This is a genomic window from Pseudoalteromonas sp. OANN1 (assembly GCF_024124685.1).
Classification (GTDB): Bacteria; Pseudomonadota; Gammaproteobacteria; order Enterobacterales; family Alteromonadaceae; genus Pseudoalteromonas; species Pseudoalteromonas piscicida.
Genome location: NZ_JAMXSE010000005.1, coordinates 26986 through 52474, shown reverse-complemented (window position 1 = coordinate 52474; position 25489 = coordinate 26986). Strand labels below are relative to the sequence as shown.

Genomic DNA, 25489 nt, shown 5'->3' with positions numbered 1-25489 from the left:
TCAGCGCCGTTAGAAATTTTTAGAGAAGTATAATAATTATGAGCAATGTCCGAGGAGAGTTCAGCTCTCGCTTTGGTTTTATTATGGCTGCCGCAGGATCGGCGGTAGGTTTGGGAAACATTTGGGGGTTTCCAACACAAACGGCATCCAATGGTGGTGCTGCGTTTGTTTTAGTTTATCTGGTTTTGGCTTTTTGTCTTGCCTATCCAGCACTAATGGCAGAACTCGTCATTGGTCGTCACGGCCAAGCAAATGCCGTATCTTCACTGCGCAAACTAACAAATACAGCATGGCAAAGTAAGCTTGCTTTTGTTGTCGGATTCGGCGGCATAATTTGTGCGGGTCTTATTTTAAGTTTCTATGCAATCGTGGCTGGGTGGATGTTTAGCGCAACACTTGAACCCATCGCGGAAGTTGCATCCATGACTCAAGCGCAATCTTGGCTTGCTGATTCGTCTATGTCGCGCAATATAGTGTTTACAGCGGCCTTTATTGCACTCACAGTGCTTATAATTAGTAAAGGCGTAGAAAACGGCATTGAAAAGTGGTCAAAGCGTTTGATGCCCGCACTTATCGGTATTTTATTCTCGTTAATTGCGTATGTATTAACCCAAGAAGGTGCCGTTGAAGGACTTAAGGTGTATCTTGTTCCTGACTTTTCTTCTGTGCTCAATCCGCAGTTACTCGTTGATGCCCTAGGACAAGCATTTTTCTCGCTTTCGCTTGGTACCAGCGTGATGATCATTTACGGCTCATACATTAGTAAAAAAGAGAATTTAGTTTCACTTGGTGCCATGGTTACCTTAATCGACGTCTTTATCGCGTTCGTTGCTGGCTTACTTATCATTCCCGCCATGTATGTTGCGCAAGCGCAAGGCGTAGAGATTTTTGCAGCTGACGGCTCACTGCTAAATGAAGACACCTTAGTGTTTCAAGTATTGCCAGCATTGTTTGATAGCATGGGGAGTATAGGCCTTTTAGTGAGCTTTGCTTTCTTTGCTCTGATGAGTATTGCCGCACTCACCTCATCTATTTCAATGCTAGAAGCGCCAGTTTCTTATGCCGTTGAACGTTTTGCATTGGGCAGAGTACAGGCCACCTGGATCATCGGTACCTTGGTAACAGCCGTGAGCTTCACCATTTTGGTAAACATCGAAACCCTGTTCGGCTTTACTGTTAGCCTAACAACGAAGTTTGGTCAGCCACTACTTGGCATGCTGTGCTGTGTATTTGTCGGTTGGATTTGGCACAGAGCAAAACTGCTTAAAGAAATTGAATCAGGATGCCCGGAAGTTGGCAGTAGTTTTTTCTGGAAGGTATGGCCTTGGTACATCCGCTTTGTTTGTCCAATTGCTATTGCTGCGGTATTTTTAAATTCACTATAATTTCGCTCATAAAAAGAGGCTACGCATAGCCTCTTTTACTTTTTAACAAATAGCATATCCTGATGCGGGATCCCATCTTCTAGATATTCTTCACCTTGCTTCACAAAGCCGAGCCCCGTATAAAACTTGTCTAGATAACACTGCGCAGAAATAACTAGAGTCTCATTAGAAATCTCCGTTTCACAACAAGCAATCGCACGATGCATAAGGTCATGTGCAACGCCCTGTCCTCGCAGCGTTGATGAAACAATAACACGGCCAATGGATGCAGTAGTTACGGATTTTCTATAACAACGTGCATACGCTAAAATTTGTCCATCTTTAACTAAAAATAGATGTCGAGTTTCAGGCGCCCTATCGGTATCATCAATTTCTGGATAGGGACATGCTTGTTCCACAACGAATACATCAACCCTTAGCTTTAAAATCTCAAAAAGCTCATCTTTAGTGAGCGCATCATAACTTTTAATTTGCCAATTCATATTATTCTCTGTCATACCAATTAGCTTTATTAAGACTAATTGGTATCCTTTATGCCTAAAGTAAAAGATCCACCTTCTAAAGAAGGTGGCTTTGCATTAGCCCCCTAGAAGGGGGCGTTGTTTACTGGAGTGTTAACTGCGCCTGCTCTTGCACCTCTTCCTTTTCTTGGTGCCTGACATACCGCCTTATTATTTCTTCATTTATCCCTACAGTATCTACGAAGTACCCTCTCTGCCAAAAATGGTTTCCCCATAACTTGTTTTTCCTTAAGTATGGATATTTGCTAAATAGCTTTAACGCTATTTTTCCCTTTAAAGCACCCATTAATTTCGAGACTGACAACTTCGGCGGTATCTTTACTACCAAATGAACATGGTCAACCTGCACATTTAACTCGACTACTTTGCACCCTAACTGCTCACAATAAACTTGTATGCACCTGTAAACATCTCTGCCTACTTTGTTCTTCAATATTCTGAACCTATACTTTGGTGTCCAGACTATATGATATTGACATCGCCAATACACATGCGATGCTTTCTCGTATCTACTCATGTTTTTTCCTTATATGACTTCGCTAAAAATCAAGTAAGGAATTAACATGAGTATTTTTTCAGGCAAAGCCTAAATGATGATAACCACCTACTGAAGTAGGTGGTTTAGGGCCGAAAACAAAAACGCCCAGACAAAGCTGGGCGTTTTAGAGTAAATTAAGTGATTATGAGAACAGCCGCTCCAACTGATCGCACAATTGAGAGATATTTACGTGATCGTGCTCAATTGTTAGATCGACGTAACCATCCCCTCGAAACGCTCTGTCCAACTCTATCAGTACATGAGTTCGATGCGCTTCAGGTACAAACGAAAGTTCAACTTCTTGTAGTCCAAATAATGCACGTGAGTTTGGTCGGTATTCTAATTCTTGGTAACAACCAGAAACAGACTGAAACTCAGACGCTCGTAAATAGCCCTTTTCTACATCCGCTTTCACCAAATGGAAGCCTAAACGCTCCATCGCTGTCATACATGCTTTCACTGCTTCATTTGGATAAATGTGTAAAGCATCTTTGTCTGACGGATCGATTGCTAAATCAATGTCTAAGCCAGTTTCAATCCAAACATGACAACGGTTGAAGCCCGCATTGATTTCTGTGATTGGTGTTTCTGAATGAAGTCGAGCTTCAAAAGGAATAACTTTTTCTTCGCCTGGGCCTATCGTGAAATTATTACCTACACGCCAACGGTCAATAACATGATTACTAAAGTATTCTCCGTCTTCCCCTTCAACCTTAACTCTTGTCATTAGCGCAAGCTCTAAACCTGTTACTTCTTGGCTAACGTCACCGCCTTTTACTACAATTTGCGCTTGAAATTTCTGTCCCGGGTGCAAATGCTCTGTTTCCAATACAGTATCTACTTTTGCCGCACCGATACCGACAGATGCTAGGATCTTCTTAAACATTACGTCTCCTGTCCGGTATGTCCTTACCTGCATCATAACCATATTTTTTCCAACTTGTCAGCGAAAATTTATAATTTATATATCAGGAGGTTTTGGTACACTGCTCATATCTTGGATAAAAATTTAAAGTTATGGAACTGCTCTATTTTGCTGTCGCATTTGCATGCGGATTTTCTGTTTATCAATTAAAGCTTCCTCCTTTAATTGGTTTTTTGATGGCAGGCTTTGTCTTAAACCTACTTGGCCATAAAACCACGGACTTACTTACCCAACTGGCAGATCTTGGTGTCACGCTGCTGCTTTTCAGCATCGGCTTAAAGTTACGAGTTGGTAACTTGATAAAGCCTCAGGTTTGGGCGCCAGCGAGTATGCACATCATTACCAGTACGGCGTTTTTCGCTAGCCTGTTGTTGATGCTAGGGGCGATGAGCCTACCTTTATTTACCGACCTAGACTGGCAAAGCGCTTTACTGGTTGGTTTTGCATTTAGCTTTTCCAGTACCGTTTTTGCGGTAAAAGTGCTGGAAGAACGCGGTGAAATGGCAAGTCTTCACGGTAAAATCTCAATCGGTATTTTGGTTATGCAAGATATCTTTGCGGTTATCTTTCTCGCCGTCAGTACAGGCAAAGTACCCAATATTTGGGCACTGGCACTGCTTGTGGTGCTACCGCTTGTACGTCCAGTTATGTTTTGGGTATTAAGCCGCTCAAAGCATGGCGAGTTACTCCCTCTTTTTGGCTTCTTTTTTGCCTTGGTCGCAGGTTATCATGCCTTTGAATTTGCGGGTCTCAAAGGAGATCTCGGTGCGCTGATCATGGGTATGATTTTCGCCCCACATAAAAAAGCTGGTGAGTTGTCAAAATCACTACTGAATGTGAAAGACATCTTGCTTGTTGGGTTTTTCTTGAATATTGGTTTGAATGCCACGATTACACTGGACGCGCTTTTAATAGCGATTCTACTGGTAATTGTTTTACCGATTAAAGTCTCTCTTTATTATCTCTTCACCAATATGTTCAAATTGCGTGCTCGTACATCGCTATTGAGCGCTTTTACACTCACTAACTATAGCGAGTTTGGTCTTATTGTCTGTGCCGTTGCATCTGCTTCTGGTGCGGTTGCTCCTGACTGGTTAGCGGTCGTGGCTATTGCTGTTTCTATTACTTTTGTGATTGCGTCTCCGCTAAACAAACGCTCGAACGAAATCTACGTTAAATTAGAGCCTTGGTTATTAAAGTTTGAGAGCCAAGACCGCTTAGAAGAAGAACTACCCGTAAACCTGACCGATACAAAAATCGTAATATTTGGCATGGGAAGAATTGGAACAGGTGCTTATGAAACAATACAAGCCAGTTTCCCTGATACCGTTGCAGGTGTAGATATTAAACCTGAGGTGGTTGAAAAACATGTGTCCAGAGGCCGCAGAGTATTAACCGCCGACGCAACCGATCCTGACTTTTGGCAACGTGTAAATCATTCTGAAGTAGAAATGGTAATGCTCGCGATGCCAAAGCATATGCAAAACATTTACGCACTGGAGCAGCTCAAAGCATCGGGTTATAACGGCCAAGTTACCGCCATTGCGAACTACCCTGATCAACAGAAGGAATTAGAAGAAATGGGCGTGAATTCTACCTATAACTTCTACCTTGAAGCAGGTAGTGGTTTTGCAGAACACGTAAAAGAGAAATTATTTACTTAAATTAGATATTGGTTCTCAGTATCATAATTGGTACTGAGAACTATTTTCATATTCAGATCATTGTGTTACGTCTAGACGTCTATTTTTATTGTTTCATTCCTCTCATTATTCGATTTACAAAGCTTTACATCCAAGATGGTAATTTGCCCCCACTTCAGAGTAAACTGATCACATCGGACATGGCGTAAGTATCTATTTTATGAACATAAATTGATACCGAATGCCCTTTGAACATCGTGTCACTGGATTGTGAACAAGCTATACCTTTGGGGGTTTTATGATTAAGAATAAATCTAATGGTCAATTTTCTGCAGTAGTGGATGACGTCAAGGCTGCGCCTTTTTCAGACCTCCAAGAAAGACTAGACGCAATTCAGGACAGCGGCATGACAGCGCTGGCAATTCGCAATATCCTATTTCATAAAATGCTCGATATGCATGCAGTACCAAACGATCATTATTTAAGAGATGAAGAAACTCCGAGCCGTTTAGACGATCCTAAAATAATTGAGAAGTTAAATGAGCTGGGCTTTTTCCGCAGCAAGCCTTCATCGCAACTACACTAGTAAAGATTTAGGGAGCCTACTCTCCCACATAGGCTGACAATGCCCGTCGTCAGCCTATTTTCCTCTTCCAAGCACAAGCTTTCACCTCTTTCACAAGCATCCTAATAAAGTAATAAATAGCGTAAGCTATTACGGTGATTAGCAACACCAATTTTTCCCTGCAAAGAAGTGGAACTGAGTAACCGAGATCAGTCACCCTGCGAAGATTTTAGTGGCGGGTTATTTTTCTTTTTCGGTAATAATGTTTTCCAAGCCTGCTTGAATGGCTTCAAGTAAATTGCGGTCAGTGAATCATGCCCTGCATCATATTGCCCAACTCCAATGGTAATTTTACCCGCACTCGAGGCCTTAATAAGCGAACCATACATACGGTCCCAAATGGCTAGTGCTGAACCTAAGTTGGTATCAAAATGGATTGGATTGCTACTGTGATGCACTTGGTGTTGTGCAGGACTAATAAACCAATTCTCTAGCCTATTACCCCAACTCAGCCATATATGTGAATGCCTTAAATTAGCCCCAAAGATATTAAATAAAAAGACAAACGCATTCGCACCAAGAATATCGTACATACTCAAGCTGCTGCCAAATACGTAATACCCTATTCCAACTACAATTCCTTGAGTTAATGCCATACGACAGGCGTACAGGTAGCTTTCAACGGGATGTGAGCGATAAATGGTAAAGGGAGTCAGGACTTTTGCAGAATGGTGCACCTTGTGAAACTCCCAAAAGAATGGGATTTTATGTAGCATCAGGTGCAGCAAGAACCGAGTGAAGTCATCGACTATAAATAAAAATAACGTAAATAGTCCAATCACCAGCCATTCTGGCGCTTCAAGATGTAAAGCTGGACCAAAAAGCGCTTCAAGCCCACCGGATAACCCTAGCGCCACCGGTACCATAGTCAACACGATAGGCGTGAACGTCGCCGCCTTTATCAATCGATTTGTGACCAATAAACAGTAATCGAGCTTGGCGCTTTTGCACCACCACACTTGCTTGGGAAACAGAAACTTTAAAAAACCTTTACCAGAGCGCGCTTTTTCTGTGGCGATATAAACAGGAACAGCCATCAAAATGGCACTAAACAAGTATGGCAAATACACTCTTTTATTGGCATCGAACAAGTAGCCTGGGAGTTCAGTAATGCTTTGCCATAATTGCTCTAACATAGTCATTTCCATCAAAAAGAAATAATGAGTTCATATATTTTTGGAATAGCTCCATAGGCCTTACGACAGGCGCCATGAAGCTGCGGCCCTTATTTTAAGAGCCGCATAGACAATCAATTAAAACTGGTATTTATAGCCTAAACTAAATTGTCTTGGTTTGCCTGGGCGCGCGCCATACGGGCGGCGACTGACAATTTCTGCTTCATCGAACAAGTTATCGATTTTAGCATAAACTTGACCATACTGACCTAGCTCGTAACTTGCGGATACATCAACGATGGTTGTGCTAGGCACCTTGGCACCTTCAAGTACAAGCTCAAAGTCTTCAGTGCTTCTGCCAGCAGCTTCGTTCATCTCACTGATGTATTTGATGGCTACGTTAACTTTCCAGTCATTTGCTGCGAGGCCAATGTTAAAAGTGGCTTGATGAGATGGTAAATACGGAAGCTCATCACCATTTTTAATATAACCCCATTGTGCGAACGTTGTCGCACGCTCATTCTGGAATTCACCTTTCGTATAGGTGTAGGTGAGACTATAAGGGATATCCAATTGAAGGCTCAAAGGGTAACGTTGTGCAAACTGCATTTCGAGACCGTAAACATCCACCTCACCACCACTGAATTGCTGGTCTTGTTGGTCATTAACACCACAATTAGACTGACCACAGCTTTCGTTCAGATTCTCATAATCGTTGAAAAAGCTCACAATCTCAAACTGAGTCACACCATCATTAAAGCGCCCACCAAATTCGTAGTTAACGCTCTTCTCAAGCTCTATATCCGGATCTTGTTGTGGTGAAGAAGGCACAAAACCTTGGTGCACACCAAATAAAAGACCGGCATCATCAGAAAGCTGATAGAAACCACTTAGGCTAGGTAGCCAAATACGGGTGGTTTTATCAATCCAAACATCGGCATCTTTATTATCTTGGTAAGACATGTCCATCAGCTCGCCACGAAGGCCAAGGCCTAGTGTCAACGCATCAAGTTGTACTTTATCTTCTAGATATACCGACCACGCTTTGGTATTTTCAGTATTCAGTGATGTAAACTGCTTTGAACCTTCCAGCAACACAGGTGAACCACCTTCCATTGCATACGCTTGCTCAAAATGTTTGCGCTCAATTTCATCTTCGTGGAAACGCACGCCAACAGCAATATCATGGGTTAAGTTAAACAGACTAAAGCTCGTATTGGCATCGACTTGAAGACCTTGAGAGAAATACTCACGGTCATTAGTCCCCATATTCAAAAAGATATTTGAACCTGCAACGACAGAGTCCCTTGCCCCAGTGATCACACCGTACTCATTTGCAAAAGTCTCTGGGGTTGCCATGATTTTTGAAAGAGATGGTCCACTTTTGCTACCCACACTATTGAGCTTAAGCCAAGCTCGCTCATAGTCATTACGGTACAGTCTTGTTGTAACGTTAAAGTCTTTGCCATCAAGCACATGGGATAACATTACCTGAGTATGCTTGGTATCCATCTCTGCCGGCTGAGACGCTGCGTATCGACGATACGGGTTTTCAGCAAAATCTGCCTCCGTTAAACCAAGGTAGGTTTCGTCAGACAACTCGTCGGCGTAGCTGAGTTTTAAGCCAAAGGTATGATTTAGATCACCTTGTGAAAGTTTATAATTAAACTTGGCTAAGATATCGTTCTTCTCAAACCCCGTATCACCACCGCCATCAAGCTCTTTAAAACCATCGGCTTGTAGATTAACCGCTTCGAATAAGAAGCCGACATTATTTACGACTGAACCGTAGTAGCCGTGCGCTTTGGAATAACCATCGCTGCCAGCCGCAACATCAATACCGCCTTCTGTAAATTCTGGCACTTGGCGAGTCACCAAGTTAAGCGCACCAGCAACGGTTTGCGGGCCATGCTTGATAGCCGCAGGTCCTTTAAACACTTCAACTGCAGTCATACGAGTCGTAACCGGGAAATAATAAGCAGCTGGCGCAGAATAAGGAGCCGGACCGATGAGCACACCGTCTTCCATTATGGTGATTTTCTTGCTTCGCTCAGGTGTTACACCACGAAAACCGATGTTTGGTCGCAGGCCATAACCATCTTCTTCACGAATATTAACGCCAGGCACATTGGAAAGAATACGGTGAATATCATCGTATTCGTATTCTGCCAACTGCGCTTCTGACAACAACGTTGCAGAGCCAGCTTCTTTTCGCAATTTATCGTGGTGGCTGATAATAGAGATATGCTCAATATCTTGATTGTCATCCGCAGCTTGCGCTTGAGGTAGTGCAAAGATTACCGCTACCGTTAATAAAGATTTCTTCATGTTCATGCGCTTAGTCATTGTCACCTGCCGAAGTTTGTGGAAGTTCTAGGGCGAGCTTTTCGATAAACTCGGTCTTTAAATCATCCGTCACTTTTTTAACGTCTGTATGCGTTTGCGTCACTTGCTCTGTAGACCCTGCAAGCTCAGCTTTAAGGCTCGCATTCATCGCAAGCAGTGTAGCTTCTGCATCCGCTAGTCCTGCAAGCATGCGCTCTTTTACATCACTACCATTCTCAGCATCTAAAAAGTCGTCAAAGCCCAATGTATTCTCAGCATCTTGGCCATTACCGGTGAAGATGTTTCTAAATGCTCTGATGTTAGCAAGTAAATTCTCTTTCGAATGTTCTGCAATTGGCGACTCCACCGCATCAGGGCAAGCCTCTAAACCACACGCATTCGGAAAACCTAGGCCTAACGGCGTCGCTATTTTGCCGTCTTTTAACTCTTCGGTCATGTAAAATAGCGCCTTTGATATTTCATTGAGCGCTAAGTGGGGCGTGTCAAACGGCGAGCCTAGTTGTCCTGCATTAACAAGTTTAGCTGCGTAGCCATTTTCTCCAGTCCACTGAGACAGGAGTATGTTACTCTGTGCTTCAATGTCTTTAGCCACTTCCGTCGCAAACTCACAACGCGCAACCGCTCTTTCCTGAGTTGAACGGCTATTCCATGGTGCCAAAGCATCATTCACTGACGAGCAGTTGTGGTCAAGATTGGCATTGAATAGAAGGTGCTCTAAGGCAGTTAAGCCTTTACGGTTTGCAGTACGCTCAGAGATATTATAAGGATTGCTAGCATTACCGTTAATAACGCCATCTTCAAAATACACTACATCCAAGTCGATATCACATAACGAGCCTGTAGCGGGCCAAACATAAATATTATTTTTAAGCTCTTTACTATTGGCAGTAAGTGGACCCATTTGCATCAATTCAACATACTGCCACCCAACCATAGCGTTGCGCCAACTTTGTTGAGCATTTTGCCTTAACGCAGCGGTATTTTCAGCCAGTACTTTTTCAGCACTACAATAACTCGCAACTTCAAGTTGTTGTGTTACAGCGAGTTCATTGAATTGCTCAATTGCAGGGGTAAGCACATTATTCACAAGGTTACTTACCAAGGCTGCTTCATCAAATTGCGTGGGTAAAGTTGGATTATCCGTTCCAGAGTTATTATCCTTCACTCCAGGACCTTGGCTACTTGAAGTACTTTCACCACAACCCGACAATACCAAAGCCACAGCGACGGCAGCGGCACTTAAACGTTTAGATACTCTCATTTGTATTCTCTATTATCTATATACAACAAAAGGTTAGCAGAATTAACGGCTAACCTTTTAACGTTATAAACGAAAATTTAGATTACCAGTTGGCAACATTCTCAGCATCGAAATCATATGCAGTTGCAATGATTTCTCGCGCTTCCAATAAAGCAGTCTTATAAGCTTCCACTTTATCTGCCGCGAATTCAGGCTTATCACCCATTAATTCATGGATTTTAACAAAGTCTGCATCTGTAACAGGAGAAAACGGATTAAACTGGAAGTTTAATGCGAAGCCTTTCATTTCAGACCAGTGCTTTGCTACTGCATAGAATTGATCAGCATCAAAATCACCTGATGCGATATCGTCTAAATCACCATCATCATTTGAGATTGTATCATTGATATAATGCACAACGGTTGCAGCGATAGACTTTTCCCATGCTAACAACGCTTGATTACGCAATGTCTCTAAACGCGCTTTATCCTCGTCTGACCACTGCGCAACATTAGTACCAACATTAGCGTTGATAAGTTTACGCGCTTCAATAAACGCTAATTGTGCTTCAGCGCTGAAGTCCGTTGGGTTAGCGTTAGATTTAGTGCCACGGTCACGCTTTGCTGCATTTGTTGAGTTACCAAAGTTAAATTCAGATAGTAGATCGATTTTGCCATCATTATCCAAATCATGATAACCATTTGCATACGCTTCACGGCCACCTTTAGCTGAAAGTTCATCATCTGTATAGTCTAGATAATCAACAGCAGCTCCGAAATAGCCATAGCCTTCATCAAACTTGTGTTCAAGTTCCGTGTAGCTTTTGCCATCCGCTAATGTCGCGTTATCAGCTGACTTTTCACCAATGAGTAAATCATCTAGATAATCGTCCGCACCTTGAGAAAGCGACACTGCACCATTTAAGTGTTTTTGCATTAGCTGGGCAAGATCAAGGCCTTCCGGTGTTACGTAGAGTTTGTTCAGCGTGATAGCTGTGCCATTATGCTCTGCTTTGATTGTTGAGCCATTTTCAAACTGCTGAAGTTGCGCTTGTAGCAGGTCTAAATAGTGTAGGGCTAAACCTTCAGGTGTTTTTGGCTGTGTACCAAAGTTAACCCAACCAGCCATGACCCCATCCTCTTCCCATGCTTTATGCATATTAGAGGTATCACGTCCTGCAATTTTACCACCTTCGCCAGCGACGTTTTTCAGTGAACTTGAAATTTGTCCTAATGTGGTTTGTGCAGCGTTTGCGGCAACAGCGAAATCAAGGGTTTCGTCCAACACCACTGTATCTGTAGGCATTAAGAAGGTTTTAATCTCAGTGATTGCCGCTTCAGCTGTTTTTTGCTCCGCCGCATTACCCACAGTTTCATTATTAAGCTTACCCATTAGGCTCTTAATATGAACCATAGCTGCGTGACGTGCGATTTGGCCAGAATAAGAAACTGAAGATTCACCTTGTGTGTTATTAAAGGCATAGCGGTTTACACCCGCTTTGTTTTCTTCAGCAATTTGTTGAACAGCAATTTCAGCTTCAACTTCTGTTTTTTCGCCTTTGCTATCAGTTGCCGTGATAGTTACCGATACTTTACCGCCTTCAACCTGTTCGAAATTTAGTGCGTTTGCAGCTTTGAGCTTAACCGCACCGTCAACAATTTCAAAACGGTTGTCAGAGATGGTGAGTGTTAATGCACTTACTTCATCGTTGTCGTCAGCAAAAGTAATATTTGCAACCGCAGCACCAAGTGTATCTTCAGATACTGATGCACTGTCTACGGTAATAGTAGGTGCCGCATTGGTGGCTGGAGGTGGTGTTGTGTTGTTATCATCGTTGTCATTTGAGTTGCTGCTAGAGCCACCACATGCGGTAAGGCCTAAAGTTGCAGCGAGGATAGCAGTCGTTAACAGAGACTTTTTAAGTGCCATTGAATTGTTCCTTTGAGACTAATTATGTTTATATTTTCATAACTAGGCGTAAAGTATACACACACCTAAATAGCAATCAATATTATTTGCATTGTATAAATAACAATTTTTTTAAAAAATGCTACGTAACAGCTAACTACTCCAGCGCTATCACTCTTCAAAAGGAGTATAGATACTTCATATAAAACAAAGGGATAACACCATATAGCTGGCATTATCCCTTTGTATCAGAAATCTGTTTCACAAATTTCTCCGAATTGAGCATTCGGAAAATTCGAAGTATCTTTGCGTTAAATCAAATTGTTACTTTTTAGTTCCAAACATCAGTAACAAATAAGTAACCTTGACGCCAAATCGTTTTGATCTTTTCTGGACGACTCGGATTATCATGTAGCTTTTTACGCAAGCGAGAGATGCGGACGTCTATTGTTCGAGTATCTGGGCGATAGTATTTACCAAGGATCTGCTCGTATACAAAGTCACGCTTCACTACTTTGCCGCCATTGCTCGCAAGTAACCATAGCAACTCAAACTCATGGGTTGTGAGGTCAATTCGCTCCTGCCCATAACTCACTCGTCTGGTGTTTTTGTCGATATGCAGCTGGCCAAAGGTTAACTGCTCTGGCTCATCGTCAAACTGCGAGTTTGCAGCTTGCCTTCTTAACACTGCATCAAGTCGAGCTCGCCATAATCTAGGCTTTGCGTCTTTGGAAATAACTTCGTCAGCACCGAGCTCTAAAAACAGGCTGTGAACATCCTCGTCATCGCTGTCAAGACTGACGATCACAGGGGCTTTGAATCTTTGTCTAAATTGGCTGATTGAATCGCAGGTTGGTACGGATGCGATAGCTTGATCAAGCACGATACCGTTAATAGACTTCCCTGAAAAACCATTCAATTGACCTAATTCCCTCAACAACTCAACAGTATAGCCTTGCTCTTCAAGCATTTTTTGTTGTGATGTCAATATATTGTTATTGCTTTGTGCAACCAAGATAGTGGACACGGACGCACCTCATTCATTCAACATGGATGAACACAGTGTAGTCACGCAACCTGAATGGATGCTTTACAGCGTAAATAATCCTTTTGCCGTATCCCAAAGAGCTTTAACAACTGGGTCATATAACCGTTTATTCTTAGTTACAAGTCCAATTTCAATTTCATCCGATCTAAGCTGCAAAAGCTGAACTTGATTCTTAAATGGACTTTGACTAATTACTATCTCGGGGACACACGCAATACCAAACCCTAAACTCGCGAGCGCAACCATAGCTTCATGACCCGAAACATGCGCATAAACTTTAGGAACAAAATTGTGTTTTTTGCAAAAGTTATCGATTCGATCTTTTAACACGCCTTGCTCTGGCATAATAAAAGACAGCCTCTGCCACGGCATTTCACTATGACTATATTCATCAATAATAGACTTAAGCGGACAGTCCATCGTTGGGCCAATAAACACCAATCTCGAACGGCCGATTGGCAAGTACTCTATACCGTTCGGTAGATGTTTTGGCTTCACTGCTACCGCGACATCTTCTTTACCACTGGCAACTTCTGCTATTGAATGCGCGGGGTCGCCGGTAATAAGATTTAACTCTACTTGCGGGTACAGATGGCGAAACTTGGAAAAAAGATCATAAATAAAACTGTAAGTCGCGGTCACTGAACAAAATAAACTCAACTCACCAGTCAAAGGCTTATCATCGTCAACGCATTCGCTCTTAAACTGCCGCCAGCTTGCTAATGTCGCTTGCGCGTAATGAACAAACGCTTTGCCTTGTTGCGTCAGCTCAACGGTGCGATTATCTCGTAGAAATAAAGGTGCGCCGACTTCCTCTTCTAACTGTTTGATTTGACGACTTAATGTCGGAGGGCTAACAAAACAGCGCTCACTCGCCCGAGAAAAATGCAGCGTATCTGCAAGTGCCAAAAAATATTTTAGTTGTTTGTGATTCATAGTATTTCACCTTTTGAAACACTATAGTTCAAATATATCATTTTACGCAATCAAAAGTTCGCCATACTCTGACTTCAATCTATTTCTACAGAATCAGGAAATATCATGTCGAATTACTTTAATACTTTATCTTTACGTGAGCAATTAGCTCAGCTTTCTCAATGTGAATTCATGGATCCAAAAGAATTCGAACAAGGTGTCGACGTTCTGATTGGTAAAAAACTAGTCATTGTTGGTTGTGGCGCACAAGGCTTGAACCAAGGTCTAAACTTAAGAGATTCTGGCTTGAACGTCAGTTACGCACTACGTCCTTCAGCAATTGAAGAAAAACGTCAATCTTTTCTTAATGCATCTGAAAACGGCTTTATTGTTGGCACCTATGAAGAACTCATTCCTGAAGCTGATTTGGTTCTAAACTTAACGCCTGACAAACAACATACTTCTGTTGTAAACGCAGTCATGCCGTTAATGAAAAAAGGCGCAACACTTGCTTACTCTCACGGCTTCAACATCGTAGAAGAAGGTATGCAAGTGCGTGAAGATATTACCGTAATCATGGTTGCACCAAAATGTCCTGGCACAGAAGTACGTGAAGAGTACAAACGCGGCTTTGGTGTACCTACGCTGATTGCAGTTCACCCTGAAAACGACCCCGAGGGTAAAGGTCTTGCGCAAGCTAAGGCGTACGCTGCCGGAACCGGTGGTCATCGTGCAGGCGTATTGCAGTCATCATTTATTGCTGAGGTAAAGTCAGATCTAATGGGTGAGCAAACCATCCTATGCGGTATGTTGCAAACTGGCTCATTACTATGCTTTGACAAAATGGTAGAAGAAGGCATTGAACCTGGATATGCATCAAAGCTCGTACAATATGGCTGGGAGATCATCACTGAAGCGCTAAAACACGGTGGTATCACCAATATGATGGACAGACTGTCTAACCCCGCTAAGTTACGCGCATTTGAACTGAGCGAGCAACTAAAAGACATCATGCGCCCGCTTTATAACAAGCATATGGACGACATCATCAGTGGTGAGTTTTCAGAAGGTATGATGGCTGATTGGGCTGAAAACGACAATAAATTGCTTACATGGCGTGCAGAAACCGCACAAACTGCGTTTGAAAAGCAATCGAATACTGATGCTGAAATTTCAGAGCAGACTTTCTTCGACCAAGGTATTTTGATGGTTGCTATGGTCAAAGCTGGTGTAGAGCTAGCGTTCGAAACCATGACAGCGGCTGGCATTATTGATGAATCAGCGTACTACGAATCACTACACGAAACGCCGCTAATCGCGAACACCATTGCGCGCAAAAAGCTTTTCGAAATGAATAGTACGATTTCAGACACCGCAGAATATGGTTGCTACCTTTATAATCACGCATGTTTGCCACTGTTGAAGCCATTTATGGAATCAATCACAAAACGTGAGATTGGTGAAGGCTTGTTAGACAGTGACAATTATGCTGACAACCAAAAGCTCATCGCTGTAAACCGTGCGATCCGTAACCATCCGGTAGAAAAAATAGGTGAAATCCTTCGCGGTTATATGTCAGATATGAAAAAGATTGTTTAGTAAGTAGAAATAAATTTGCGTCAATAATATAGCAAACTAGTTCGCTTGTTAGTAACCAAGGCCACTTTCCACCCTGAGATTGTGGCCTTTTATCTCTGTTTCTCAACATAACCTCCCATTTAACTCAAATACAGTTAACACTAAATACTGAGGTTAACTTTATTTTATAAACCAAAATTATTTTTTTGTGACTTGGATTGTTACTTGTTCCGAGCTGGTTATTTACTATGCTAGAATAATCGGTTCCACGGGATTACACACACAAATCGAATGCAAAACACAGGTTTAACAATTACTCAAAGAATTACCCTTCTGGGTAGTCTCATTGCGATTGCTGTCGCTTGTTTAATCGGGTTTACCTCGCTTTACAGCGCCAAAACGCTCATTAATGAACGCATGATGCAATCTGAATTGCCAAGCAAGATAGAAAGTATCAATAAATCATTAAGCAAGCAGATAGACACGTTGAAAAATGCAGCCGAGCAGCTTTCAAGCAATTTATTAATCACCCAAAGTGCCAAACAAAATACTTTGGATGAAAAACTTCTTGTCAACGAACTCAAGCGTATTGCGGCGCAGTATGACTTAGTTACGGCTTCTTGGGCTAACCGCGAAACCAAGCAATATTGGAATCAAAACGGCTTTCTGCGAGTACTAAATAGAGAGCAGGATGGTTGGTTTTTCGGCTTTACCACTAGTGGCTCGGCTTACTCTATTAGTATCTATCAAGAAGCGCCGGGCGATGTGAAAATGTTTGTAAACCATCAACAGCTAAACGGTGTTGGTTTAGCTGGACTTGCGAAAAGTATTGATGATATGCAGGCGATGCTTGCTAATATGAAAATCGAGCAAAGTGGCTTTGTTTTCGTCATTAACAGGCAAGGTACGGTGCAATTGCACCCAGATGCAAGCAAAGTCGCAAAGTCCTCAATTGAAGACTTTTACGGCCAGCACAGTCGCGATTTTACCTCCACACGTGGATTTATCGTTAAAGAGTTGGAAGTGGATGGCGAAACCAATTTAGTTGCAGCGAGCCCAATTCCAAACACAGATTTGCTTGTGATTGCCCAAGTGCCAACCAGTGAAATCAATAGTGGGATCACTTCTTTGCAGTGGCAAATCATTGGTTTTTCGCTGGTGATTGCGCTAGTGGCGAGCTTTTTTAGTATGCTACTGGCTAAAAACTTAAGCGCGCCACTTAAAAAGATGGCGGATTTATTTGAACAACTTGGCAGCGGCGACGCAAAACTCAATTATCGTTTACCAGACTCAGCACAACCTGAACTTCATGCTTTGGCTGGTGGCTTCAACCAGTTTATGGCTAAGATCGAAGAAGCTATCCACATGGTTGCACAAGAGAGCCGTTCAATTCGCGTGACGACCGAAGCCGTGTTTAAACAGAGCCAACAAAACTCTCAGTCTCTGGATGAACAAAAGTCTCAAACTATGTCTGTTGCCGCGGCAATCAATGAGATGGGCGCGACAGTACAAGAGATAGCGAGCAGCGCGACCAACACGGCAAAATTAACAGAAGAAAGTAAAACGTCAACCAAACGCAGCCGTCAAGGTGTGCAAGAGAGCCAAGAAACACTTCACCTACTTGCTGGTGACATCGAAAATATGGCAGGTCAAGTCGCTACGTTGGCCGAAAAAACACAGTCCATTGCCAACATCGTTGATGTGATCAGGGGCATATCTGAACAAACCAACTTGCTTGCACTTAATGCCGCGATTGAGTCTGCCCGTGCGGGTGAGCATGGTCGTGGGTTTGCCGTCGTTGCAGATGAGGTGAGAGCGCTTGCGAGCCGTACATCACAATCAACTGACGAGATCCAAGCAACGATATCTGAATTAACTCAGGTGTCTGGCGCTGTCGTAAGCCAAATCCAACAATCCAGTGAACAAGCAGAGCAAAGTGTTCAAACGATGCAATCGTCAGTGGAGTTAATGTTGGAAATCTCGGAAACCGCAAATCAAATAAATGACATGACCGCGCTTATCGCAACAGCGACAGAAGAGCAAAGTAATGTCGTCGCGGACGTCGGCCGCAACATCGAGCAAATTAGCGAAATAAGCGATGCAGTGATGAACGAGCAGCTTGACACGGAACAAGCAATTCAGCGTCTTGCTGCATCAGCAAAAGCGCTTGATGATCTCGTCGCGAGCTTTTAAAACCTCTGCTCAACTCTAAAGTAAGCCTGCACGTTTCGTCTTGTAGGCTTACCCTTTCACATTGTCTCTTTGTTACATGGTGTAACAATCACACCGCGCAAATTTTGCAATTATAGTCTAAATTCAATAATAGTAAGGGCCAAAGGTAAGCAATTAAGCCATAACTAAAAGCCAGCCGAATGCCCAATCTGGAGGTTGTATGAAGATAGTAATTCAGTTCTCTATTATTGTGCTTAGTGTTTTACTTAGTGCCTGTAATAGCACTCCCAAAGCGACGATAGACACGTCAATTCTTAATTCAGAGCATCAATTTAATATCCAGCCTGTAGAGTCATACTCAGAGGTATTTCAGCTAAACAATCAAATTAAAGCAAAACTCGCTCAATATTTTCATCACGACGAAATTGGCGTTAAACGCGCAAAAATGTTGATGGCGTTTTTGGTCAATAGTGGCGACGATTCAATGTCATATTTATCTGGCGCAAATCTCACTGCCAACCAAGCTTTTAGTAATATGAATGCCAATTGTCTTTCGCTTTCAATTTTAACCCATGCTATCGCGAGACAAGTGGGTTTGAGAACTCAATTTCAACGTGTACACATACCCGAATATTGGGACGAGAGCCAAGGCTACAGCTTGCTTACAGGGCACGTAAACATAAAAATCTTTGAAGTGGATAATACCCAAGATTCTGTAAAGACACTGTATGTCAAACCCGCTTCCGTTACCGTAGACTTTGACCCTAATAGCCGAGCACAACATTTTAGTACCTCGGCAATAGATACAAACACTATCTTATCCATGTTTTATAACAACAAAGGCGCCATGGAAATGATTAATGGCGACCTTGACATGGCCTACAGTTACTACAAAGCAGCGGTAGAGAGCGATCCCTATCACGATGGCGCATGGGGTAATCTTGGGATCCTATATCGCCTAACTCAACAGTACGACCTTGCTGAGCGCGCATATAACCAAGCACTTGCCATTAATCATGACAATCGAAACGCACTAGGCAATCTTGCAAAACTTTACCATCTCACAGAACGTGACCACGAAGCGAAAGTGATCGAAGCCAATATTCACAACTTAAGAAAGAGCAATCCCTATTATATGCTAGTGTTGGGTAACGAAGCGTTTAAGCATGGAAATTTAAGTCGCGCTAAGCATTTTTATCAAAAAGCTTATCAACTCGACCATAGTATTCATGGCAGTTTCTTTGGGTTAGCTAAAGTTGCATTTGAAGAAGGGAACAGAGAAAAAGCAGAGTATTACCTCAATAAAGCATACAAAGCATCTGTCTTCGAGCACGACAAAGCGCGCTACGAAGGCAAGTTGGCCTTGTTGAGAGGTGTTGCAAGCAACCAGTTAAATTCCACAGACAACGATGAGAGATAACAATAACAATGAAGAAGCTCCCTTTCCAACTACTTGGCATGATGCTAACCGCGATATGTACCACGAATGCAGTAGCGCAAACGCAACATCCAAGTATTGTTCATGTTGATAATATATTGGTGCAGGATTTACAAACACTCACAAGTGCTCGCCACCAAGGCCGTAAAAGTGGAGCCCAATCGCCTAACATCAGTGCGCAATATATTTTTGCTGCTTTTGAGCAATTAGGTGGAAATCCGAGCTATCAGCACTTTACCTTTAGAGCCGGCATTTTTAGTAAAGACGCAGGTCACAACATCACAGCGACTTTACCTTGCACCCAACCTCGTTGTGACAAGGCCATTGTTATCAGTGCACATTACGACCATTTAGGAACTACAGGACAAAGACATTATCCAGGCGCCAATGATAATGCATCTGGCGTAGCAGCGATGTTACATATGGCTAGGCAACTCAGTAAAACAAATCGCGCTCGCGATATATTGTTTGTCGCAACCGATGCTGAAGAGCGCGGCTTACATGGTGCAAAATATTATGCCAAACACCTTAATCAGGAAGTTGAACTCAATATTAATTTAGATATGTTAGGGGTAAATAACAACAACCGTTTATTTGCGTTGTTTTCACCGGGTTTTAAGGAATATAAAACTGAGCTCCAGAACAAGGCAAAATATCAAATCAAATTGACTATAGTATCGTCACAACGACAAATTGAGCGTTATACAAATAATCCAAGAATTGATTGGCACAAAGCAAGCGATCACTACGCCTTTTATCGCCAAGGGATCCCCTATATTTATTTCGGTATGGGTGAAGATAAACATCATCACACTACAAGAGATACATTAGATAATATGGATTTAAATAAGTATCAGGCAGGGGTAAATCTCATCAATGACTTTATTTTGTCATTAACTCGCTCACCATTTGACTCTACTAGCTGAATTTTTTGTGCTTTTGTAAGCTGCTTAACATGCCACTCAAGTTTTGCAGCTTGGGATTTAGTACCGACTCGATATTGATATTTTAACGTTAAGGGCCCTTTACCTTTTAAATTTTTTGCCCCTTTCCCAGCCTGATGTTGCTCTATGCGCCGTTCTACATTGGTTGTTATTCCTGTGTACCAATGACCAAAGCGCGTTTCTAGGATATATAAGCTCCAAGTAGCTTGGTGTTCCGTTTTATTGGGCTCGCTAAGTAACATCTTTCCTAGCACTTCGTGGTTCTCCTCAAGATCTTATCTACAATTTGTGTTGCACATGATGACTATTGCAACTTATGTACGAACTTTTTACACTTAGTGCAGTCCAATTCCGCTAAGAGACTTTACCTTCTCTGTGCAATCGGTATCATGCAAACAACTGATAATAAGGATACACAATTTCATGCTGTCTAATAAAACCCTTTCTGTTTGGCTCAGTGCTGTAGTTATGACGGTGTTTATGTCTGGCTGTTCAAGCTGGATTTATCGCATCAACGTGCCACAAGGTAATTTCTTAGAGCAGTCAGATGTAGATAAGCTTCGCGTCCAAATGACCAGAGAGCAAGTGCTATATGTACTAGGTACACCACTTGCAAAAGACACTTTTAATAACAATGTCTGGCATTACCAATACGTATTTAATATTGACAGAGACTCTGAGGTCCGAAAGTCATTTAGCGTTTATTTCGAGAATGACAAACTAATTCGCGTAAGCGGCGACTTCGAAGAGCCAGAAGAATTTAACACGCCTTTAGACTCATAGAGTCAAAGGGCACACATTATTTCGTAGTCAAAGGGGAAAGGTATTTCCCCTTTTTTAATTAACCTGAGGTTTGGATAAGGAATGAGCTAACTCATTGTTTTTAATACCACATTAAATTATACCCTTATCTAGCCAGACAGTTTTAGGGATAACAAGGCGAATTTACGCACCAATAGTTGGCTATTGGAAGTGAATTCAACGCAGTTAGCGCTAAAACTGGCTGCTAGAAAGGCATTAACTATCCGAAGCTCAGGTTAATTATTCCTTATCTCCTAAAGAGACAGGTCGCCCACCGGTAACTTTGCTTGCACGACCTTCTTCTTTTGCTTTCTCCGCACGGCGCCTGCGCGCTTCTTTCGGGTCAGCAATTAACGGACGATAGATTTCGATTCTGTCACCATCACTGACTACTTGCTGTAATTTTACCGTTCGGTTCCAGATCCCGAGCGTCAAATCATTCGCATCTATCTCTGGGCATTTTTCTAAAATCCCTGACTGTAGAACTGCTTGCTCAGCAGACGTCCCTTCAGGCACATCAACCGACAATGACGTCGCGCTGTCTGGCAATGCAAATACCACTTCAACCTTTATCATCATCTCGCTCCGTAAACAACTTTGGCTCGCTGGGTAAACGCAGACACCATATTCTTGGCCACTTCATTAAATAGCTTGCCAAACGCCATCTCAATTAATTTGCTCGCGAATTCAAACTCTAATTTTAAACTCACCTTACAAGCCTGTTCATCAAGCGCGGTAAATTCCCAATAACCATTTAAAGACTTAAATGGTCCATCTACTAGGCACATTTTTACTCGATTGCCGTCAAATTCATTTTTTGTGGTAAACCACTTTTTTAGGCCGGCTTTCGAAATTTCTAGACTCGCGGTCATCCCTTGATCATCATTGCTGATAACTTTTGCATCTGAGCAATGCGGTAGAAATGCGGGATAAGCGTCAACATCATTGACCAATTCAAACATTTCCTTGGTGCTATACATCACCAAAGCACTTTTTTCTATCTGTGGCATAGACACTCCAAATCTTAATACAAGGATTTTACCAAGGTTTTGCAGATTTATCTTGTTTGCAGCCACTGACTAAGTAAAAATACGTCACATTAATGAAAAAGCGCTGTCTTAAAACAGGATTTATAGGTAGACTAAGCCATTATGGCAAAGAAAAATTCAAGTAAATCAAATAGCAATACCATAGCGCTAAATAAAAAAGCGCGTCATGAGTATTCACTACATGAAAAGTTCGAAGCAGGTATCGAATTACAAGGCTGGGAAGTAAAAAGTATCCGCGCCGGTAAAGTCAATATCTCAGATACTTACATCCATATCAAAAACGGCGAAGCCTATTTGTTGGCCAGTCAAATTCAGCCGTTAAATAGTGCCTCTACACATGTGATATGCGATCCGCTTCGTTATCGTAAACTGCTACTAAATAAACGTGAAATCTCACGTCTTATCGGTGCAACCGAGCGTGATGGTTATTCTCTGATTGCCACAGCAATGTACTGGAAAAAGTGCTGGGTAAAACTCGAGTTCTATCTTGCAAAGGGTAAAAAGCAACATGATAAGCGTGCTGATATTAAAGACCGTGACTGGTCACGTGATAAAGAACGTTTGATGAAACATAACGTGCGTTAAATAAATGAGGTAGATCTTTACTGTTTCTCCTCTAAAACCAAAAACTGGCTGGTTTTGGAGTTTATCTCAGAAACATTGACTACCTCCCCCTTTAACTCAATTTCCGCGAGCACCTTAGAACCTTTAATATTCTGCCAGGCGTCTAACATTCCATCCTTCATTATTAATGCTCCGATCCCTTCACTAAGGTTTTCGGATTTTAAAAGAGTACCATCCGTATTTTTGCTTTTAAGTGCTTGACGTACTCCATCCACATTTTTTACTACCAACCCTTTATATTGAGAAGACAACATTTCTTCGGTAACTACCCCGCTACGCTTAGCTATAGATGGATCGATCTCAGTTACTGAAACATAGATATTACCGGTGTTATCAGCCCAGGGAATAATCATTTTATTAGAACCTGATGGCCCAGCAATAACCGTAGGCGTAGAGTTAAATTCAATACATATAACCTTCGTTTCACCATCTTTGTTCTTAACTTGCCAACACAGTGTCTTGCCATAGCTTTCAAAACTAATTATAAGCGCAACCAAAAATAGTAAAGTAAGGTATTTCATTCGTATTTTCTCCTAACTTAGTTAGATTCCATATAAGCTTTTAAACCCATTTCTACACAAGAAGAAAAGTCGATATTTTTTTCTTGTTTACACGCTTTATATATTTTCATTTCAACACTTTCAAAGTTTTCTGATAACTGAAGATATTCCGGTAATCCAACAGTTTGGTAGTGACTATTTATAACGCCACCACAAACCACCATTATTGCGCCAATAATTATTGCCCCTAAGCCTGACGAAGCAGTTTTAAAATCAATACTAATATCTGCGCCTTTCAAACTGCCCGCAGCACCACCATCATTAAAACCCAAAACGACAAAAAGCATACCTATCGATATTACGGTAAAGCCAATTTGAATCACTGCAACTTTCATAACCTGCTTATTTTTCATTGATCCTTGATTTGCATTTTCAGATATCATTAAAGAAAACAAAGCATAGTCATTACCTTTTTTCAACTTACCCGAAACAGTGTTAAATTGGCTGACTATATCCTCTAAAGATGCAGGGGAGCTCATTTCCTTCTCAAGTTTAGAGATACTTGTATAAATACTAAATAAAAGTGTGATCGGGAAAACAACCCCAAACAGAAGGCTTGCAAGCAGTTTTATTACTTTCATCATAAAATTGTTTCAGGTGTGAATATTATGATAAAGCTAGACTTTGATTAAAGCTCTGTCAAAGTATGTTTTAAATATTGAAAAGGTAGGAAGTTTGTTGCTTTATTATTTTTAATACAGGTAGTAGTGTTATTCTGACAAGATATCAGAAACAAGTCACCTTGTTCCTGATATCCTATAAGGTAAATTAGCCTTTGTACTTTTGCATCACAAGTGTTGCGTTAGTACCACCAAAGCCAAAGCTGTTGGACATCACGGTGTTAAGCGGTCCATCACGGCGCTCGGTTACAATGTCTAAACCTTGTGCTTGTTCGTCCAATTCATCAATGTTAATTGATGGTGCGATAAAGTCATTATCTAGCATCAGCAAAGAGTAAATCGCTTCATGCACGCCAGCCGCACCGAGTGCGTGGCCTGTCATTGCTTTAGTTGCACTAATAGCTGGGGAATTATCGCCAAACAATTCTTGAATAGCGCCTAACTCTTTCACGTCACCAACTGGTGTTGAAGTACCGTGCGTGTTTAGGTAGTCAATCGGTGCGTCAAGACCTTGCATCGCTTGTTTCATACAACGTACCGCGCCTTCACCTGATGGTGCTACCATATCGAAACCATCTGATGTCGCACCATAACCAACGATTTCAGCATAAATGTGCGCGCCGCGAGCAAGAGCGTGTTCTAGCTCTTCAACTACCACAATACCGCCACCGCCAGAGATGACGAAACCATCACGATTTGCATCGTACGTACGTGATGCGCGCTCAGGCGTTTCATTGTACTTGGTTGACAACGCACCCATGGCATCGAATTCCATCGCGAGCGTCCAGTGTAGCTCTTCACCACCACCAGCAAAGATAACATCTTGTTTGCCTAGTTGAATCTGTTCAACAGCATTGCCAATACAGTGTGCTGATGTTGCACATGCAGAGCTGATTGAGTAGTTCACACCTTTAATTTTAAATGGTGTTGCCAAACACGCAGAAGTCGTGCTTGCCATGGTACGTGGAACCATATAAGGCCCTACACGCTTTACGCCTTTTTCGCGCAGAATATCAGCGGCTTCAACTTGGTACTTAGACGAACCACCACCAGAACCTACGATAAGGCCTGTGCGTTCGTTTGATACTTGCTCTTCTGATAGCCCTGAATCTTCAATTGCTTGCGCCATCGAGATATAAGAAAACGCTGCAGCGTCCCCCATAAAGCGATGTGCCTTACGGTCAACGAGAGATTTTACGTCGATATCGATTTTACCAGACACTTGGCTACGTAGGTTGTAGTCTGCAAATTCTTGGTTAAAAGCAATACCGCTCTTACCTGCTTTTAATGACTCTAAAACTTCTTGCTTGTTGTTGCCGATGCTCGAAACAACACCGATCCCCGTAATAACGGCTCTTCTCATGGGTTTATTCCCTTCGATATTACAAATTATGCGTAGTATACGCTGAATTTTAGCGCCAAGTGGTCAGCTTTCCAGCGTACACATGTACTCTGAACCTAAATAACTAAAAATGCAACCAGACTATTGAGTC

General features: G+C 42.1%; 24 protein-coding genes. 9 read left to right on the top strand and 15 right to left on the bottom strand.

Features of this window, described 5'->3' with window-relative positions; all coding sequences use genetic code 11:
* Positions 1-38: 38 nt before the first annotated feature.
* Positions 39-1385 (top strand): sodium-dependent transporter, encoded by a 1347-nt coding sequence (locus NH462_RS06205; protein ID WP_045963472.1) that lies wholly within the window; start codon positions 39-41, stop codon positions 1383-1385.
* Between the two features lie 35 nt (positions 1386-1420).
* Here NH462_RS06205 and NH462_RS06200 read toward each other — a convergent pair whose 3' ends face one another.
* The 3 genes from NH462_RS06200 to NH462_RS06190 form a co-directional block, all read right to left on the bottom strand.
* Entirely contained in the window at positions 1421-1867 is a 447-nt protein-coding gene (locus NH462_RS06200) for a GNAT family N-acetyltransferase (RefSeq protein ID WP_253105103.1), read from the bottom strand.
* Between the two features lie 121 nt (positions 1868-1988).
* Positions 1989-2423, bottom strand: coding sequence for an IS200/IS605 family transposase (gene tnpA / locus NH462_RS06195; RefSeq protein WP_036970631.1), 435 nt, complete (start codon positions 2421-2423; stop codon positions 1989-1991).
* Positions 2424-2586: 163 nt separating this feature from the next.
* Entirely contained in the window at positions 2587-3330 is a 744-nt protein-coding gene (locus NH462_RS06190; RefSeq protein ID WP_010605088.1) for a sporulation protein, read from the bottom strand.
* 131 nt (positions 3331-3461) lie between these two features.
* Between NH462_RS06190 and NH462_RS06185 the strand changes: the two genes are divergently transcribed.
* Entirely contained in the window at positions 3462-5033 is a 1572-nt protein-coding gene (locus NH462_RS06185) for a cation:proton antiporter family protein (RefSeq protein WP_045963476.1), read from the top strand.
* 277 nt (positions 5034-5310) lie between these two features.
* Complete coding sequence (locus NH462_RS06180; RefSeq protein WP_069020008.1) at positions 5311-5598, top strand: hypothetical protein; 288 nt, start codon at positions 5311-5313, stop codon at positions 5596-5598.
* Between the two features lie 188 nt (positions 5599-5786).
* On the opposite strand, the gene NH462_RS06175 is transcribed toward NH462_RS06180, so the two are convergent.
* The 6 genes from NH462_RS06175 to ilvY all read right to left on the bottom strand — a co-directional run bounded on the left by NH462_RS06175 (position 5787) and on the right by ilvY (position 14231).
* Positions 5787-6773, bottom strand: a complete 987-nt coding sequence (locus NH462_RS06175) for a sterol desaturase family protein (protein ID WP_253104899.1) — start codon at positions 6771-6773, stop codon at positions 5787-5789.
* Positions 6774-6890: 117 nt separating this feature from the next.
* Positions 6891-9098, bottom strand: coding sequence for a TonB-dependent receptor (locus NH462_RS06170; protein WP_253104896.1), 2208 nt, complete (start codon positions 9096-9098; stop codon positions 6891-6893).
* Positions 9091-10359: an imelysin family protein gene (locus NH462_RS06165; protein ID WP_253104893.1), complete on the bottom strand. Its 1269-nt coding sequence runs from the start codon at positions 10357-10359 to the stop codon at positions 9091-9093. The genes NH462_RS06170 and NH462_RS06165 overlap by 8 nt, the downstream gene beginning before the upstream one ends.
* Before the next feature lie 82 nt (positions 10360-10441).
* Complete coding sequence (locus NH462_RS06160) at positions 10442-12268, bottom strand: DUF4856 domain-containing protein (RefSeq protein WP_253104890.1); 1827 nt, start codon at positions 12266-12268, stop codon at positions 10442-10444.
* Positions 12269-12578: 310 nt separating this feature from the next.
* Complete coding sequence (locus NH462_RS06155; RefSeq protein ID WP_010373828.1) at positions 12579-13274, bottom strand: response regulator transcription factor; 696 nt, start codon at positions 13272-13274, stop codon at positions 12579-12581.
* Positions 13275-13337: 63 nt separating this feature from the next.
* Complete coding sequence (ilvY, locus tag NH462_RS06150; protein ID WP_010605095.1) at positions 13338-14231, bottom strand: HTH-type transcriptional activator IlvY; 894 nt, start codon at positions 14229-14231, stop codon at positions 13338-13340.
* Between the two features lie 105 nt (positions 14232-14336).
* On the opposite strand from ilvY, the gene ilvC reads away from it, so the two are divergent.
* From ilvC to NH462_RS06130, 4 genes are all read left to right on the top strand, one after another.
* Positions 14337-15809, top strand: a complete 1473-nt coding sequence (gene ilvC / locus NH462_RS06145) for a ketol-acid reductoisomerase (RefSeq protein ID WP_253104887.1) — start codon at positions 14337-14339, stop codon at positions 15807-15809.
* A 270-nt stretch (positions 15810-16079) separates the two neighbouring features.
* Positions 16080-17981, top strand: a complete 1902-nt coding sequence (locus tag NH462_RS06140) for a methyl-accepting chemotaxis protein (protein ID WP_253104884.1) — start codon at positions 16080-16082, stop codon at positions 17979-17981.
* A 199-nt stretch (positions 17982-18180) separates the two neighbouring features.
* Positions 18181-19380: a tetratricopeptide repeat protein gene (locus tag NH462_RS06135; RefSeq protein ID WP_010373821.1), complete on the top strand. Its 1200-nt coding sequence runs from the start codon at positions 18181-18183 to the stop codon at positions 19378-19380.
* A gap of 8 nt (positions 19381-19388) precedes the next feature.
* Positions 19389-20324, top strand: a complete 936-nt coding sequence (locus tag NH462_RS06130) for a M20/M25/M40 family metallo-hydrolase (protein WP_253104881.1) — start codon at positions 19389-19391, stop codon at positions 20322-20324.
* Here the strand turns inward: NH462_RS06130 and NH462_RS06125 are convergent.
* Positions 20252-20584 (bottom strand): GIY-YIG nuclease family protein, encoded by a 333-nt coding sequence (locus NH462_RS06125; RefSeq protein ID WP_253105100.1) that lies wholly within the window; start codon positions 20582-20584, stop codon positions 20252-20254. The genes NH462_RS06130 and NH462_RS06125 overlap by 73 nt on opposite strands.
* Before the next feature lie 181 nt (positions 20585-20765).
* Between NH462_RS06125 and bamE the strand changes: the two genes are divergently transcribed.
* Complete coding sequence (gene bamE / locus NH462_RS06120; protein WP_239359280.1) at positions 20766-21125, top strand: outer membrane protein assembly factor BamE; 360 nt, start codon at positions 20766-20768, stop codon at positions 21123-21125.
* 258 nt (positions 21126-21383) lie between these two features.
* On the opposite strand, the gene NH462_RS06115 is transcribed toward bamE, so the two are convergent.
* Both NH462_RS06115 and NH462_RS06110 read right to left on the bottom strand, forming a co-directional pair.
* The gene (locus NH462_RS06115) at positions 21384-21719 is read right to left on the bottom strand and encodes an RnfH family protein (protein WP_010379113.1); all 336 of its coding nucleotides are present in this window, start codon (positions 21717-21719) and stop codon (positions 21384-21386) included.
* Positions 21719-22153, bottom strand: a complete 435-nt coding sequence (locus NH462_RS06110) for a type II toxin-antitoxin system RatA family toxin (RefSeq protein WP_017215972.1) — start codon at positions 22151-22153, stop codon at positions 21719-21721. Before NH462_RS06110 ends, NH462_RS06115 begins: the two co-directional genes overlap by 1 nt.
* A 141-nt stretch (positions 22154-22294) precedes the next feature.
* Here NH462_RS06110 and smpB point away from each other — a divergent pair, with 141 nt between their 5' ends.
* The gene (gene smpB, locus NH462_RS06105; RefSeq protein WP_010379116.1) at positions 22295-22777 is read left to right on the top strand and encodes an SsrA-binding protein SmpB; all 483 of its coding nucleotides are present in this window, start codon (positions 22295-22297) and stop codon (positions 22775-22777) included.
* 17 nt (positions 22778-22794) lie between these two features.
* On the opposite strand, the gene NH462_RS06100 is transcribed toward smpB, so the two are convergent.
* From NH462_RS06100 to fabB, 3 genes are all read right to left on the bottom strand, one after another.
* Positions 22795-23337 (bottom strand): hypothetical protein, encoded by a 543-nt coding sequence (locus NH462_RS06100; RefSeq protein ID WP_253104878.1) that lies wholly within the window; start codon positions 23335-23337, stop codon positions 22795-22797.
* Positions 23338-23354: 17 nt separating this feature from the next.
* On the bottom strand, positions 23355-23960 hold the full coding sequence (locus tag NH462_RS06095; RefSeq protein ID WP_253104876.1) for a hypothetical protein: 606 nt from the start codon (positions 23958-23960) through the stop codon (positions 23355-23357).
* A gap of 184 nt (positions 23961-24144) precedes the next feature.
* Positions 24145-25359 (bottom strand): beta-ketoacyl-ACP synthase I, encoded by a 1215-nt coding sequence (gene fabB, locus NH462_RS06090; protein WP_253104873.1) that lies wholly within the window; start codon positions 25357-25359, stop codon positions 24145-24147.
* Positions 25360-25489: the final 130 nt, after the last annotated feature.